This is a genomic window from Deltaproteobacteria bacterium, from assembly GCA_019308925.1.
Taxonomy (GTDB): Bacteria; Desulfobacterota; B13-G15; order B13-G15; family RBG-16-54-18; genus JAFDHG01.
The window spans coordinates 1-15838 of the sequence record JAFDHG010000054.1; the positions used below are offsets into that span (position 1 = coordinate 1).

16 protein-coding genes are annotated in these 15838 nt (G+C 50.2%); 2 read left to right on the forward strand and 14 right to left on the reverse strand.

Annotated features, from left to right (window positions below; translation table 11 throughout):
• Positions 1–15: 15 nt before the first annotated feature.
• Positions 16–183 carry a hypothetical protein gene (locus JRI46_09315; protein MBW2039780.1) on the forward strand — a complete coding sequence of 56 codons (168 nt, stop codon included), beginning with the start codon at positions 16–18 and terminating at the stop codon, positions 181–183.
• A 59-nt stretch (positions 184–242) separates the two neighbouring features.
• On the opposite strand, the gene JRI46_09320 is transcribed toward JRI46_09315, so the two are convergent.
• The 14 genes from JRI46_09320 to JRI46_09385 form a co-directional block, all read right to left on the reverse strand.
• Complete coding sequence (locus JRI46_09320) at positions 243–1121, reverse strand: type II secretion system protein (GenBank protein ID MBW2039781.1); 879 nt, start codon at positions 1119–1121, stop codon at positions 243–245.
• A 17-nt stretch (positions 1122–1138) separates the two neighbouring features.
• The gene (locus tag JRI46_09325; protein ID MBW2039782.1) at positions 1139–1654 is read right to left on the reverse strand and encodes a prepilin-type N-terminal cleavage/methylation domain-containing protein; all 516 of its coding nucleotides are present in this window, start codon (positions 1652–1654) and stop codon (positions 1139–1141) included.
• Positions 1655–1713: 59 nt separating this feature from the next.
• Complete coding sequence (locus tag JRI46_09330) at positions 1714–2274, reverse strand: type II secretion system protein (GenBank protein ID MBW2039783.1); 561 nt, start codon at positions 2272–2274, stop codon at positions 1714–1716.
• A 341-nt stretch (positions 2275–2615) separates the two neighbouring features.
• Positions 2616–3989, reverse strand: a complete 1374-nt coding sequence (locus JRI46_09335) for a sigma-54-dependent Fis family transcriptional regulator (protein ID MBW2039784.1) — start codon at positions 3987–3989, stop codon at positions 2616–2618.
• Positions 3970–5895, reverse strand: a complete 1926-nt coding sequence (locus JRI46_09340; protein ID MBW2039785.1) for a hypothetical protein — start codon at positions 5893–5895, stop codon at positions 3970–3972. Before JRI46_09340 ends, JRI46_09335 begins: the two co-directional genes overlap by 20 nt.
• Positions 5896–6942 carry a tetratricopeptide repeat protein gene (locus JRI46_09345; GenBank protein MBW2039786.1) on the reverse strand — a complete coding sequence of 349 codons (1047 nt, stop codon included), beginning with the start codon at positions 6940–6942 and terminating at the stop codon, positions 5896–5898.
• On the reverse strand, positions 6939–7757 hold the full coding sequence (locus JRI46_09350; protein MBW2039787.1) for an AAA family ATPase: 819 nt from the start codon (positions 7755–7757) through the stop codon (positions 6939–6941). Before JRI46_09350 ends, JRI46_09345 begins: the two co-directional genes overlap by 4 nt.
• 4 nt (positions 7758–7761) lie before the next feature.
• On the reverse strand, positions 7762–9642 hold the full coding sequence (locus JRI46_09355) for a hypothetical protein (GenBank protein MBW2039788.1): 1881 nt from the start codon (positions 9640–9642) through the stop codon (positions 7762–7764).
• Entirely contained in the window at positions 9642–10136 is a 495-nt protein-coding gene (locus JRI46_09360; protein ID MBW2039789.1) for a hypothetical protein, read from the reverse strand. The genes JRI46_09355 and JRI46_09360 overlap by 1 nt, the downstream gene beginning before the upstream one ends.
• A complete protein-coding gene (locus tag JRI46_09365) occupies positions 10127–10675 on the reverse strand; it encodes a hypothetical protein (protein MBW2039790.1) in 549 nt (182 codons plus the stop codon). Before JRI46_09365 ends, JRI46_09360 begins: the two co-directional genes overlap by 10 nt.
• On the reverse strand, positions 10672–12096 hold the full coding sequence (locus JRI46_09370; GenBank protein ID MBW2039791.1) for a hypothetical protein: 1425 nt from the start codon (positions 12094–12096) through the stop codon (positions 10672–10674). The genes JRI46_09365 and JRI46_09370 overlap by 4 nt, the downstream gene beginning before the upstream one ends.
• Position 12097: 1 nt before the next feature.
• Positions 12098–13291, reverse strand: a complete 1194-nt coding sequence (locus JRI46_09375; GenBank protein ID MBW2039792.1) for a type II secretion system F family protein — start codon at positions 13289–13291, stop codon at positions 12098–12100.
• Between the two features lies 1 nt (position 13292).
• Entirely contained in the window at positions 13293–14975 is a 1683-nt protein-coding gene (gene tadA / locus JRI46_09380; protein MBW2039793.1) for a Flp pilus assembly complex ATPase component TadA, read from the reverse strand.
• 85 nt (positions 14976–15060) lie between these two features.
• Positions 15061–15321, reverse strand: coding sequence for a hypothetical protein (locus JRI46_09385; protein ID MBW2039794.1), 261 nt, complete (start codon positions 15319–15321; stop codon positions 15061–15063).
• 291 nt (positions 15322–15612) lie between these two features.
• Here JRI46_09385 and JRI46_09390 point away from each other — a divergent pair.
• A partial coding sequence (locus JRI46_09390) for an HD domain-containing protein (GenBank protein ID MBW2039795.1) occupies positions 15613–15838 on the forward strand: 226 nt, incomplete at its 3' end.

The following is a 15838-nucleotide window of genomic DNA, read 5'->3' on the forward strand; positions in this document are numbered from 1 at the left end:
GCAAGGGTCATAGGGGTGGCTGATGTTGTCGAGGCTATGTCCTCTGAGCGCCCTCATAGAGTGGCTCCAGGTACAGATAAGGCATTAGAGGAAATCTCACGAAATAGGGGTGACATTTATGATCCTAAGGTGGTAGATGCCTGTTTGAAGCTTTTTAACGAGGAGGGGTTCGTGTTCGAGTAAGAAATGAGGGGAACAATTTCCCCAGCACCAGCTCCAAGAAAATGAAACTTCTGGAAAGTTTATTCATCCACGACTGTAAAGCCATTCCATCTTACTTTGGTGTCTCTGTCTCCACCCACACCAAAGTCTGCACTTTCACAATCGCTAAAATCAAACAACTTAGAGGAAGAATTGTTACAATTGGTTTCATTGCTATAGGCTTCAGTATCCTTCTTGAGGTAACAAAAAGCAGCAGCAGCTATCTCTGTACAGCCCGTATATTTGCCTCCTTTCACCCATATAGAACTAATACTACCGTTATGAACTATATAATACTCCTGTCCGCAATCGAGCTTGGCATACAAATTGGCAAAAGTCTCCCAGATAACCACGTCATCAGAATTAGGGTCTTGGGACCTATAATCTCTATCGCCATCATTATTTTCACCTTCATACTGTTTGTTATTTCCCGGAGCTAACAATACAAAGGCAACGCCTGTATAATTTGTTCCATCTAATGTCACCCTTGCTGTGGCTGGATTTGTGCCATCGATAAGGGCCTGTAGCTGATGACAGACATTTTGATAGGTGGTGTCGGTTAGTTTTGCATTAGTAAGGGTGCTGCCAGTAACATCGTAGCTAAATACCTGTCCATAGGCATCAGACGCACTCGTTTTGGGGAGACCTATCGTCCTATACGGCACCTTTCCCGTGTAACTGGGCGTGGTGTTGTCTTCATTACCATTTACATCATTTGCGGCGTAAGGCAACCTCCCCTGACTCAATAGATATCCAATGAGGGCATCTTTTGTTATTTCCAAGTTGTTCTTTGTCTTCTTATTTCTGTTTGCCTTTGACACGGCGTCGATAAGGGTAAAAGATACCCCTAACAAGAGGCCTATAATGACCAAGGCTAAGGCCATTTCAATTAAGGTAAGCCCGGCTTGCTTCTTAAACATACCCCTCATATCCGGTTTTAACGATCAAACCACCAATACATGTTATTGGCGTTATTGGGGTCCCCGCTGTAGGCCACGCCCGTGAGGGTCTGCCAACGCACATTCCCTGTATTCCCGACCCCGTCGTCCAGCTTTGTATCGATGGATTGCGCCACCCACATGGGGGTGCGGGTGGCCTGGATATAGTTGTAATTCCCGTAAGGGGCAACACCACCTGCAAAAGAGAAGGTCCCGTTGAAGACATGCCTCTGATCACTATCCTGCAAGATCTGTTGGGCGACCAGCTCCGTCCATGCAGTAGCATTATTATCGATGATACCATCGGGAGGGCTGGTAGTGTCACCAGCATATCTGGCCATCCTGTCTAGATAGGTGAACTGCCCGGAGGCCACAAGGCGCAATTTGTTGTGAAAGTTCTTCTCCTTGGCACTTTTGATCAGCTCCCCTCCCCTGAGGATGGCCCCCATGAGGATCCCGATGATGACCAAGACGATGGCGATCTCGATGAGGGTGAAGCCCTTTTGTGAACGCATAGTTTTTCCCCTTAGGTTAGGGGTGAGGACGTCTTCATCCCCACCCCTCTCGGTGCATTTTAGAACTCGTTATACAGGGTCACCGTGCTGTTGGCGGGGTAATTGGCGCTCGCACGAACTGCGCCAGTATTGTAACGGCCGTCGTCAATGGTGAAATCGATACTCCTCCCTGCATCGCCGGGGATATTTGTATAGACTACCCAATGAGTAGTTTTCCCTTGGGCAGTCGCCCAGGAAAGATAATAGCTGTCTCCAAATGCATGGGTTGGATAAGTAGTTAACGTGTGAGAGCCAGAGATGATCTGCGCTGCGGCCAGGTGATTAAAAACATGTAACGCCTCGCTACCCGTAATCTGTCCGCTGCCATTGCCAGGAACCAATCCCCCTACCCCTGTGTGGCCTACCGGGTTATTATCATCCCCTGGAAGCATCTTGTATCGGTCCTGGTACGTGTACACGGCAGCACGTATTTCATCTGCGCTGCGCATGACGTTCTTGATCTTCGCATTCTTGATCATCCCCTGCCCTTTGAGGATCGCCCCGAGCAACAGACCTATGATCACCAATACAATGGCGATTTCCACCAAGGTAAATCCTTTCTTATCTCTCAACCTTCTCATCACTTCATACCTCCTTTTCTGTTTTTTCCTTAAAATAACAGCAAATTTTGTGCCATACAGAACCGCTTTCTTTACGTTGTACATAACTGGTTAATTTTATTGGCTAATTTAAACAACACCTTTTAATGAAACATTAACAATAAGAAAAATGACTGACGAAGATTAAGAAAGTGACGAAAATTGTCCTTTAAATTGTCTTCCTTTTTCGCAAGGTTATGCCGAAATGACAGCATTTGTCAGTTTTTCGCCCTGCCCTTCGAGGTTGATCTCCCTCTCCCTTGATTGAGGAGGGAAAGGCTGGGGGTCATTTGTCGGGTTACCCGTGAAAAATGGACATCAAATCAAGGGGCCTTGATCCCAAATCTCTTCACCAGTTCATAGAGGGTGGTCCTGGGGATTCCCAGATCCCGGGCAGCAGGGGCTATTTTGCCCCTATTTCTCCTTAAGGCCTCCCTTATCCAGCGCTTCTCAATCTCTTTTTTGACCTTATTGAGGGCATAACCTGGGGTAGGTGACAAATTTTGAGCATCAAATGTCCATTTTTCGTCACTTAGGCCGAGATGCCCAGGGGCTATAACCCCCTTTTCAGAGAGAAGAAGGGCCTTTGAGATCATATTCTTCAACTCCCGGACGTTCCCGGGAAAGGGATGTCTCAACAGGGCCTCCTCAGCCTCAGCAGACAGCAAAGGGGGTAACATCCCAAACTCATGAGCCAACTTCCTGACAAAGTGGTGCGCTAGGGAGAGGATATCATCCCTTCTCTCCCTCAGGGAAGGGATATGGATCGTCAGTTGGGTAAGGCGATAAAAGAGGTCTAACCTGAACTTCCCCCTGTGTACTTCTCGTTCCAGTTCGCGATTGGTGGCGGCGATGATCCTCACATCCCCCTTCTCGGTCTTTCCGCCCAAGGGGGCATACTCCTTGGTCTCGAGGAAACGTAGCAGTTTGGCCTGCACCTCCCAAGAGAGCTCACCTATCTCATCCAAAAAGAGGGTCCCTCCGTCGGCCTGATTTATCTTACCCTCCATCCTGGTCACCGCCCCGGTATAGGCCCCCCTTTCAGCGCCGAAGAGCTCGGCCTCGCCAAGGTTGACCGGAATGGCTGCACAGTCCACCACAACCAGGGGCCCCTCTCTTCTCGGGCTCCACTTATGGATGAGTTGGGCGATCAACTCCTTACCTGTACCGCTCTCTCCGGCGATCAAAACGGTCACGGAGAGAGAAGCCACCCGTTGTGTCTCCTCCACCACCTTCCTCATCTCCTCTGAGGCGATGACCATAGGTATGGGAAGGTCATCTTCCTTTGTTGTCAGCCAATTCTCCTCCACACTGTGACGATATATCGCCCTTTCGATCAGGGTGAGCAGCAGCCCTTCCTCCAGGGGTTTGGCGAGAAAATCATAGGCCCCCAGGCTCAAGGCCCTTTGAGCGGTATCCTTATCATCGTGGGCGGTGATGATGATCACCTTGATTAATGGGTCACGAAAGAGGATCTCCGCCAGGAGTTTAAGACCTATATCAGGCGATTCCGGATAGGGTGGAAGCCCCAGGTCGAGCAAGACTACCAATACTCGTCCATCTTGGAGATATTTCATTGCCTCTTCTCTATTGGTGGCCAAATCTATTTGAAAGCGCCCCTTGAGAAAACGCCTGAGCTGTGCGCCCAAAAGGGCATCATCTTCGATAAGGAGGAGCCTATCCCTGGAGTTGGACATAGAAGATGCTCCCTTTTTCCCCATTGGGGGCATACCAGATCTTCCCTCCGATCTTCTCCAAGAGGACTTGGGATTGGTAAAGGCCCAACCCGGTCCCCCCTGGCTTGGTGGTAAAAAATGGCTTGAACAATTGGGCCTGTTCTTCCTCCGGAACCCCCCTGCCCCTATCCTTGATCGCTATGAGATAAGAGCCGTGATCTTCGCTCAACTCTATCTCAATACTTCCCCCATCATGACTGGCCTGCCAGGCATTTAAAAGGAGGTTTTCCACGACCCTGCTGATGATCTCCGTATTGGTCTTGGTCATTGCTGGGATCAGCTTCAACCTTACCTCAGCGTCGTTATTGGCCTTCGTGAAATTATCAGCAACCCCTTTTATCACTACCTGTAGATCAGCCTCCATCAACTCGACTCCCTCAATAGGGTTAAAGGCAGCTATCTTGTCCAGGATCCGTCTCGCCCTCTCCCTGGCCTTTTGGAGGGCGGGCAAAAGTTCCTTAAGAAACTCCCTTGCCTCCTGTTTACCTTGCAACAAGGCAGAATTTTTCACCAATAGATCAAGGAGCTGGGCCATATTTTTGGCATCATGGAGGATAAAGGAGGTCGCCTGGGAAAAGACCATCATCTTCTCCTGCTGCTGTCTGCGCTCGGCCTCCTCCATCTCCTGAAGCAAAATCCCCAAGGTGTTGGACCAAAACCTGATCAGGCTCTCCTCCTCCCCTGAAAAGGTCTTCCTTCCCTTGTGTAAGAGGAGTAGATACCCACGAATATCCCCGTTATTCTGCAAAGGGATCACCTTTTGGCAAACTACGCCCTCTATCTCCCAACCCTTTTTAGGTGAAGATTCGAGCTCCTTGGGTAAAGATACGTTGAGAGGAAAGGTGCTGAGCAATCGCAGGTGGGTGTTCTCTATTCCATAGAGGGCTACTCCCTCTATCCCCAATCTCTCGTGGAGGTGGCTGAGGATCCTCTCCTTTTTTCTCTTGTATCCGATGACATCGAGATAGAACTTGACCTCCAGGGCAAAGTCTTGCTCCGGCAGATAGAGGTGATGATAGATGCGTTCCTTGAACCATCGCTGAGGCCGGACAGGGACGACGAAAAAGAAGGCGCCGATGAAAAAGGAGGCGATGAGGAAAAGGTCGAGCAGATAAGGGGGGATATCAACCCAACCCTTGATGAGGATCTCCAACCAGATGAAGATCCCCAAGACCGCCAGGACAAAGATGGTCATGGTTATCTTGGTGAGCAAATAGGGCGAAGGATGCACCCGCACCGCAAGAAAATCGGTCTTGAACAGGAGATAATAGATTGTGGCCAGCCCCAACAGGTGAAAAAAGGATAGGTATGTAAAAAGGGAGAAAGGGGCTCTCCCCTGGGTCATGACCATCTTGATGATTAAATAGAGGAACATGGTCCACCAAAGGGCGGTTCCTGCCCAAAAGGCCCTCTCCACCAGCCCACCACCCACATTTCTCTCCCATATCTCACAACTGAAGATGAGTAAGGCGATGGAGAAGACGACGGAGATCATGGTCAAATGAGGCAGAACGGGATGAGGAAAAAAGAGATCGGTGGCCAAAAGTTGGGGGCGATAATCTATCATAAAGACGGCGATCAAAAAGAGGGTGAATGAGATGGAAATGACGGTGGAAATACGGTAGATAGAAGACCTTACTGCTCGCACGGCGAGGGAAAAAAAGAGATTTAAGAGGAGCAGGGCCAGAAAGGAAAAGGTCAAGGCTTGCTGAACCGCCTCTGGGGTCCCCAAAGACCAGAGATAGGCGGCAGAACAGACGCACAGGAGGTAAAAGGAGAAGATCAGCCGATCTGTACGAAATCCCCTGGAGAGGATCAGAATGGGAAGCGGAAAGGTGGTAAAGACCAAAAGTTTTAGAAGTGGCATTTACTTAGCAGCTTCCAATTTCTTTAAGAGAGAAAAGACGCCTCTTTCCCTGGCCAATCTGGCGGATATCTTAAAGTTTTGCCGGGCATGGACGTCATCTCTTACTTGTCGGTAATAGATCCCCCAATAATAATATACATAGGGATTTTGAGGATCTAGGCGCTGGGCCACAGTGAGATACTCCTTTACCTTCCCGAAATCTCCCTGCTGCCAGAAGATCAGGGCCAGATTTATCTTGGCAGGGGCGTAATTGGCCCTTTGAAAATATCCTCTTGCCTCCTCTAACCTTTCCTGTTCCAGATAGAGAACCCCGAGGGCATTGAGAACGATCTTGTCAGCAGGTGCCAGGGTTAGGGCAGCCAAGAGGTCTTTTCCCGCCATCTGGTAATCTCCCATCTCCTCATAGATGATCCCGCGGTTGGTAAGGGCCTCTATGTGATGGGGATCGAGGGCCAAGACCTGGGAATATAATTGAAGGGCCCTTTTCTTGTCCCCCAACTCCGTTTGCAGATAGGCCTCTTTCAGCCAGGTGTTCAACGTCGCTTTATCGGGTCTTTTCTCTTCCTGTGAGGCCTTTTTGCGAAAAACAGATCTCTTAAGGCTGACCTTTTCGCTGCGCTCCACCTTTTTGGGTACCTTCTCTTCGGGGGGACGGCTCACTGCTTTCTCTTTTTCCTCGGCGTCCTCTTTTAAGGCGTTAACCCCTCCTTTTGTCTCCCCTTCTTTCTTTTCTGCTGGAGATGGGCTAACCCTCTCTTCGTGCATGGATACCCTTTCGCTACCAGAAGGAGGGGTAACTGGGTTCTCCTCGGAATGGAAGGCCAAGGGGGTGGAAGACCTCCATCTGTTCAGTTTAAGGAGGGTGGTTGCCGCAAAGATGAGGAAGGCAATGCAAAGAAAGCCCACCAGCCAAAGGAGCCATCTTCTCCTAGAGGGAGATACGGTCTCCAATAGGCCTTCTGCATCGATGCCCCCCCCAGGAACCTTCTTATCCTCGTCCTTCCTCCTTTGGGTTGCCTTTTTTAACGCCTCCTCGATAAGGCTCATCTTGCCACCTCAAGGTCTTTCAATGCCATCTTCACTTCTTTTTTGCCGAGCTCCTTTGCCCCCTTTACATAGCCGGCGATGAGGGTCCTTTCAGCAATTAGATTGACCAGGCGGGGGAGCCCTCGACTCTCCCGTTGGATGAGGTCTATGGCCTTTGGCTTGAAGACAATACCGTTGCCCCCCGCGACCATCAACCTATAGCTTATATAGGCCGCTGTCTCCTCTTTGCTAAAGGGGAAGAGGGCCGTCTTTATCGGTATCCTCTGGTTGAGCTGCCGCAGGTTATTCCTCCTGAGCCTGTCCCCCAACTCCCTCTGACCTACCAAAATGATCTGGAACAGTTTGTCCTGATCCGTTTCAAAATTGGACAACAACCTGAGCTCTTCTAAGAGGAAATCCGGTATGGCCTGGGCATCATCGATGATGAACAAGACCTTTTTCCCCTCTGCATAACGGTCAAGGAGATACTGATGTATCTGGGAGAGGAGATAGATCTTGTTGGATTGGGAGGGGACCCCATTCCCTATCTTCAGGTCCATGATCAAGAAGGATAGCAACTCCTCAGAAGAACCCAGGGTGGGGTTAAACAGATAGGCCCTCTCAACAGAATCGTCCAGGTGAGACATGAAGAATCTGAGCATACTGGTCTTACCCACCCCTATCTCTCCGGTGACCAACATGAAGCCCATATTCTGATCAAGGCCATAGAAGAGTTGGTCCATAACCCTCTTGATCCGCGGGCAGAGAAAGTAGTACCTAAGGTCGGGGGAAAGCTTAAAGGGATTCTCCTTTAGAGCAAAAAACTCCTTATACATGCCTTCACCCTATCCTTTCATGCCCCAGCTCCTTATTGGGGACGAAGGGTGGTTGGAGCCGAGGCGTAACAATGATGATCAATTCTGACCTCATAACCTCCTGTGATTCGTAGCTGAAGAGGTAACGCAAGACAGGTACATCCCCCAAGCCGATCACCTTCTTCGTCGTCCCCCCGTTTTTCTCCTGGATCAAACCGGAGATGATGACGATCTGGCCGCTGGCGACCCTCACCATGGTGCTCGTCTGCCTCGTCTCAATTACGGGGATGGTCTGGGTGGGGGCCGAGGGGATCCCTGTGGGCACCGTCTTTTCGTCCACCTTCTTGTTGATGGCCGGGACCACCTTGAGGATTATCTCCCCGTTGGGGCTAATCTGTGGGGTGATGTGCAGGGTAACCCCAATGAAGATGGGGTTTAACTTGCTTGTTACCGAGGTGGTGGCCACCCCCGCGGCGGCCGAGATAGTGGTCTGCTCATAGGTGACATAGAAATCGTTTAGGCCCACCGAGACAATGGCAGGTTGGTTGTTCATGGCCACGAGCTGAGGCCTAGCGATGGCCTTGACCTCCCCCTGTTCCTTGAGAAAGGAGATCAAAAGGTCCAAGGTGTACTGAAATGCTACATCATTGCTCAACATGTGCAGTATCCCCGCCTGCAGCCCTCCGGTGGGGCTAAAGGAAAATGGGGCGGTGGCCAAGGGTGATACAATCCCACCTCCTCCTCCTCCACCACCTCCTCCACCGGCACCCGCCATGGCGGATTCTACGGCGCCCTTGAGGTCTGGCAATTTAAAGAACTGAATGGTGCCCGGGAAACTGCTCCAATCAACCCCCAATTTCTTGTCCTTATCCAAGTTGACCTCTAATATCTGGACATCTATTAAGACCTGGCGCCGCGAATTTTCCTTGACCTGGGCAATGAACCGCTCTACCCTCTCCATGACCTCAGGGGTGGTGGTCACCACTACCGTCCCGGTCTGAAGGTCTATGGTGTATGAGCCTACCAGCACCTTCTCCTCTTTGGCCTCAATCTCCTCTTCCTCTTCCTCTTCTTCAACCTTTCCTGGAGTGATCTCCTTGACCTCAGGGACCTTTTCCGCTGGCATCCCCGTCTCTACCTGCTTGGCCAGGATCTTGCTCTGGAGGGAGAAGATCTCCAAACGATGCCTGTGCAGCTCCTTTTCATACTCCTCCTTGTAGGGGAGCATGGCCAGGTCTTTTTTCAACTTTTTTCGGTTGTACTCCGCCTGCAGGATGTCATAGAGGGGGTCCTCCATCAGGGTCTTGAGCCTCTCATCGAAGTTCTTCCAGAAATCTATCTCCTCGCTGCTTGTCACATTGATAACCCCTGCTGAGGCGGCCCCAGCAGCGCCAGAGATATCCCCTGAGACGAGGGACACAGAGGTGCTGCTCTCTCCTCCCCGAACGCTGGCCACGTAATCGATATGGAAAAACCTGGTGAGCATCCGGGAGATGCGGATGTAACCGGGATGGGGTTGAAAGTAGAGACCATGGGCACCCAAGATGGCCTTGAGGGCCTGCCATAAGGGCACCTTCTTGATGTTGACAGTCACCTTCTTTTCTTCCACATCCTCGTCTATGACCAAATTCACCCCTGCCTGCTCGGCCATGGTGAGCATCAGTTGCTTTAGGCTGGCCTCTCTAACACTGACGCTGACCAGCATCTCCAGATTTGCGTACCCGACAGGCCTCTTCATGGGAAGCAATGGAGACGGAGGGGCAGGGGGTTTAATGGACTTCTCCACCGGGGCCTTTTGCTCCAGGGGTATGCGTGGCCCCTCCTCTTTCTCTATCCTCTCCGGGGTGGTAGCGCACCCCAAAAAAAGGCCTAAAAATAAGATCGCCAAAAACCTTATCCTTTTCATCACCTCTTCTCCTTAATGGGGTTTAAGGGCAAGTAATGACCCCTTTTACCCTTCAAGAGACGGACCCCATCACCATCTATTCTGACGATGGTGTATCCGTCCACAATATCCCCTACCTTCATCACCCGTCCGTTCAAGAGGGCCACCCTTTTGCCACCAACGACCATTATCCCCTGCAGGAGGGGATACCTGCGCAGGTCACTCAAGAAGGCATCCCACTCTATCTCCTTGCGGCTGAGGAAGGGGTCTTTATACCCCCTCTCTTTTATGGACAAAAGATATCTCTCGATCTCCTCTTGGGTGACGAGGTCTCCTCCAGCATCCCCCTTTAGGGTTGCTTCCTCATTGGTCCTCTCAAGGGTTTTGGGAGGGGGAGAGGTAGCTGGCCTTGGGGAAGGTCCCCACACGAAGATCAATATCAAGGAGATAATACCCAAACCAATCAGGGCCATCTTGCCAAATAATTTTATATTAAATCTTTCCTTCAGCCCCATTTTTTTATCCTATAGGCAAATGCCAATTTGAGTAAGGTTGCGATCCTCCCCCCCTCTTTATTGAGGCCTATCTCCTCAACAATAAATAGGGGACTCTTCTGCTCCAAGGCCTGCAAAAACTCCATCAAGTCAGCGTAATATTTAAACTTGACCTTTAACATAACATCGCAGCACCTTACCTCACCAGTCTGATCCTCAGCCCCCATTGTGACCTCGATCTCATGGTCCTCGCCATGGCATCTGCTGGTCAGGCTGGACAGATACTTCAGGAGAAAGAGCCTTGTCTCCAGGGGATCCTTGAAGGGGGGGAGCCAGAGGTCCAACGAAAGGGCCTTATACTTCTTCGCTTCCTGCTCCAATCGGTCTAAATCCTGTAATAATTTTTTGCTGGTTATCTCTTCCGTTTTTGTTTGGGTGGTTAGTCCCTTCAATGCCTCGACCTTGTAATGAAGAAAAAGTCCATAGGAGACCACCAACCCAAAAAGGATGACTAGAAAAAGGGGTAGCCTCAAGGACCTAACGAACTGTTGCAACCTCATCTTTTCTCCTCTGCCCTTATCCCCTTTAACTCCAATCTCAGGACAAAAAGGCCCTTCTTCAGGAGGTCAACGGTCTCGAAGTCCACCTTCTGGACAAAGGGTGCCCCCTTCAAGGCCTCTACAAACCGCCAAAAGGCCTTATACCTCTCCTCCCACCCCTGCCCATCAACCCTACCGATTAGCTGCAGGGTTTGTGAGGTAGGGATCTCGGGATTTTTTTCCTTAGATCTCCCCTGCTTGCCTGTAGCTCGGGTTGAAATCCATCTTAGGGACTCCAGGTGTATATCAGAGGGGATGAGATAGGGAAAGGATCCCAAGGGGAGGTAAATGAGAGACCTCTTCTGCAGATAAGAGGAGACCTCCTGGGTATCTCTTTTCAGTCTCTTTAGCTCCTCTAATCGCCCTTTGCGCTGCTGAAGGAGGCCCTCCATACTCTCCAGGACAGCCCTTTTCGCCGCCAATATCCCCATTTCCTCCTTCACTTTGGACCATACCCCCCAAACCCACACCAATGAGAGGATAATCATGAGGGTCAAAAAGAGGCTCAACGGAGGGGAAACCTTCCCAAGCTTCCTACCCAGTTCAACCTCTTTGGGGATGAGGGAGAGGAGACTGGGAACGGCCTTTATCCCTTCGGCCAAGAGGTCAAGAGGACCCTTCTCAGGCCAAAGAGACACAGCCAAGGGGACAACCTCTAAAGAGACCCTTACCTCTTCCTCTATCCTCTTTCCTAGTTTTTCATCAAGCCAAGGGGGTGAGGAGATGGCCTGCATCCACTCGCAAGGTATCTTGTATTTTTGTTGAAGGTAAAACATAGACCTCTTAATCTCCAACACCAACTCCTCAGCAAGGCCCTCTTTCCCTGGAGGAAGGGCCAATTCGAAGATACGGTAGAACAAAAACGACCCCTCTTGAAAAAAGAGGACGTAGACCTTTTTACCCTCGAAGAAGATATGACACCCCCCTCCCCTCTTTTCTACATCCCTCCCCCTCTCTATCAGGAGATCCAGGGGAGTTATGATCCTTTGTAGTCTCAACCCCTTGTTTTTGAAAGTAGATAGAAGGGAGGAACCCAAGTCCCTGGAGATGACGGCCAGCAGATAAAAATCCTCGTCTTTTCCCTTCCCCACCAAGCGCCACTTATAGATGATTTGAGAAGCAGGTTGTCCGGCCAAACCCTCTGCCTCGTGCATCATGACCCTCTGGAGCTGGATCTTGGCAGAAGAAGGAAGGGAGATAACATTATATTGGACATCCTCGTCAGCGAGGAGGAGATAGCCATTCCCCCTAGGCCCCAAATAGGGGAGGTCCTCCAGGCTGGATTCAATCCTCTGAAGGAATTTGCTGCCCGCAAAGACCAGGCCGTAGACCTTCCCTGCTTTGAGGTAGAGGAGATACAATCTTTTTTCCTGGGACTGCATCTTACTTTATCTCCCCCAACATGGTATAGATCGGCCAAAGTACCGAGATGATGATCAAGATCAAGATCGCACTCACAAAGATGAGGAGGACAGGTTCGATCAGGGAAACCAACTTCTTGAGACTCCTGTCGATCTCCTCTTCATATTGCGCCCCCAGTTCCTTTAATACCTCGTCCAATGTACCTGTCGTCTCCCCCACACTGATTGCCCTCTGAAACAAGGGGGGAAAGACGCCTATCCTCTTGACGGCGTTGGAGAGGGATTCCCCCTCCAGAACCAAACCCCTCAATTGTTCTACCTTTTGTTCAAAATACTTATTGTTCACAACTTCCTTCATCAGGGTAAGTACTTGATAGATCTGAATACCTGCCCTATATAGCATCTCCAGATAATGGAGGAACCTCGTTAAAATCAAATTTGCAAAAAGTGAACCAAGATATGGAAGCCGCAACTTAAAGCGATCCCAAAAGAGGCGCATCCGGGCAGAATATCCGCTGGCCATGATAGAAATTACAATAAACAGTGCAATAACAACCAAAATATACCAATATTGGATGATGAATTGATTGAAATAGACCAAGATCTTTGTGAAGAGGGGCAAGGGTCTGTTCAGCTCCATGATAAATCTGACCAGCTTGGGGATTACATAGGTGACAAAAATTGTCAAGGCAATAGAGATCAAGCAAAGGACTATGATGGGGTAGGTGAAGGCCTGTTTGACCTTGGATCTCAAGTTCATCATCCACTCCAGGTAATTGGCCAGGTCGTGAAAGATCTGGTCCAGTTTGCCCGACGTCTCTCCAGCACTAACCACAGCCACATAAAACTTAGAGAAGACATGGGGGTGCCGGGCCATGGCCGAGGAAAGGGATTGCCCAGCCTGGACCTCCTTGATCACCATTTCCAAGACATCCCTAAAGGCGGCGTCCTTCGTAGAATCCCTGATATCCAACATTCCTTGAACTACAGGGATGCCGGACCTCACGATGTAATTCATGTGGCGGGAAAACTCTGCTAAGGACTTCTTTTGGACCTTTTTACCCTTGCGGAAAAACCTCCTCTCCAACGAAGCCTTTATCAGGATAAGCCCTCTCTCTTTGAGGACCTGGTAGAGGGTGCGTTCGTCCTCTGCCTCCAGGACCCCCCTGGTCACCTTTCCCCCCTCGTCTAGGGCACGGTAGTGGTAAAGGGACATTTTAGGCCACCCTCAATACCTCTTCCACAGAGGTGACCCCTTGCAGGGCCTTGATCAGACCATCCTGAAACATGGTAATATAGCGCTGTTTCTCCAGGGCCTGCTCCATCTCCTCATCGGTGGCCCCACGGGCGATGAGGTTAAAGATCTCCTTGTCTACCTCAAAGATCTCGGAGACAGCAGTTCTGCCTATATATCCGGTTTGGTTGCACCTCTTACACCCCTCCCCCCTGTATAAAGGCCATTGAGCGGGTAATTTAATCTTTCCGTTCAATGCACCCTCAACAAGCTCCCTCTCCTCATCCGTAGGGGAATAGCTCTTTTTACAATCGGGGCATATCACCCTCACCAGCCTCTGAGCCAACACGCCAATTACAGCGGAGGCCAGCACATAGGGGCTGGCTCCAAGATAGAGAAGGCGGGAGATGGCCCCAACGGCCGAATTGGTGTGCAGCGTGGTCAGCACTAAGTGACCTGTCAAGGCGGCATGCATGGCCACCTCCATGGTCTCCTCATCCCTTATCTCCCCTACCAGGACTACATCGGGGTCTTGCCTCAAGATCGACCTCAAACCCTTAGCAAAGGTGAGCCCGATACGGGGATTGACCTGAGATTGTCTCACAAAGAGGAGCTCATACTCGATAGGGTCCTCCACAGTCATGATATTTATCTGGGTTGAGTTGATCTCGCTCAGGGCCGCATATAGGGTGGTGGTCTTGCCGCAGCCCGTGGGACCGGTGACGAGGATAATCCCCTGGTTCCCCTTGATCAATTTTCGGAAGAGCTTCATCTGTCGCTCCGAAAAGCCCAATCCATCGATACGTGTAACGAGTTTTTCCCTATCCAAGATACGGAGAACCGCATTCTCCCCATACGAGGTGGGATAGAAGGAGAGCCGCAGATCCAATACACGACCACCAAAGCGAAAGTCCGCCCTTCCATCTTGCGGGAGGCGGGATTCAGAGATGTCAAGATCGGCCATCACCTTGATGCGGGATATTACGCTCCTCTCCAAGGCCTTCGGAAGGAGTTGTCTCACATATAAGACACCATCTATGCGATAGCGCACCACCACCGTATTCTTCTCAGGCTCTATATGGATGTCTGTAGCCCGTTCCTTCACACCATTGACGATAAGGTAATTGACCAGTTTCACCAAGGGGGCCTCTTCGCTGATGATCCCCTCCCCCAGGGCCCCCACCGAAGAAACCGCCTTTTTGACGATGTCCTCAAAGAGGTCCACTCCTTCTACATACCAGATGTCGATGATCTTGAGGATCTCCGTCTCCGGGGCTACCAGGGTCTTGATCATCTTCCCTGTCAGTCGTCTCAAGGTATCCACTGTGACCACATCAAAGGGGTCCACGACCGCCACGGTGAGTTCATTGTCCTCTATGAGCAAGGGGGCAACCCTATGTCTCTGGGCAATCTCTTTGGGTACCATCTTGAGGGCCGCCGGATCGGGTATGACATCAGCAAGGGAAGAGAGGTGGGTCACCCCTACATCTTCGGAGAGGACAGAACCCAGTTCCTTTTGGCTGAGAAAACCGGAATCCACCAGGATCTCTCCCAGGAGCACACCGGTGCTCTTTTGGATCTCTAAGCCGATCCGAAGCTGTTCAGGGGTGATAAGACCCCTCTTCAATAACTTTTCCCCTAATCTCTTGCCAGGTTTCTTTTCCATAGTTGCCCATCCTCAATTTTTCAATGTGAGGCCTCTTGAAATCCCTATACTTGGAACATCCCCTAACCCTAAACAGGGGCAGCTCCTAAACTTCCCCACATTTGAATCCGAGCCGCAGGAAAATCGACCGTGCATCCATCGTGGTGAAGTCGAGCCGGCTGAATTCATTTTTTTTGTATCCCTTCACCTTAAGTATCACTTCGAGTAACTGTTTGGGCGGAAACCGCCTTCCATTCACTTCCACGTAATGCTTACGAATGACTTCTGGACTACACACCCGAACTACGGCTTCTACATCTTTGGGATAAAGCTCCAACTCTTCGCCGCGAAGTATGAATCTCACCATTCCCTCCTATTATATTTTTATATTATTATCTTTCTTAAGCATATTTTATGCCAACATGAGAGGCCTTTTGGTTTTTCATAACTATTGATTTTTAAAAAATAATCGAGCGCAAAGATTGTTAAGCAAAAATAGAGATGAAACCGAAGCGTCCTAAAATTGTCCTTTTAAGTGACAAAAACGTCCACTATCACGTAAGCACTTGTTCTGATCGTGCAATCCTAACCTTTTATTTCGCTGTAGAAACAGTGATGAGAGAAAGTTCTTACAACTGTACGTCTCTGGGAGGCAGAGATGACTCTGATCAAGACCCACCCTCAGATCGGATATGACATATTGAAGACAATAGAATTCCCATGGCCAATTGCCGAAATTGTGCTTCAACATCACGAAAGGATGGATGGCCCTGGATATCCTTTAGGTCTATTGGGTGAAGAGATACTTCTGGAGGCAAGGGTCATAGGGGTGGCTGATGTTGTCGAGGCTATGTCCTCTGAGCGCCCTCATAGAGTGGCTCCAG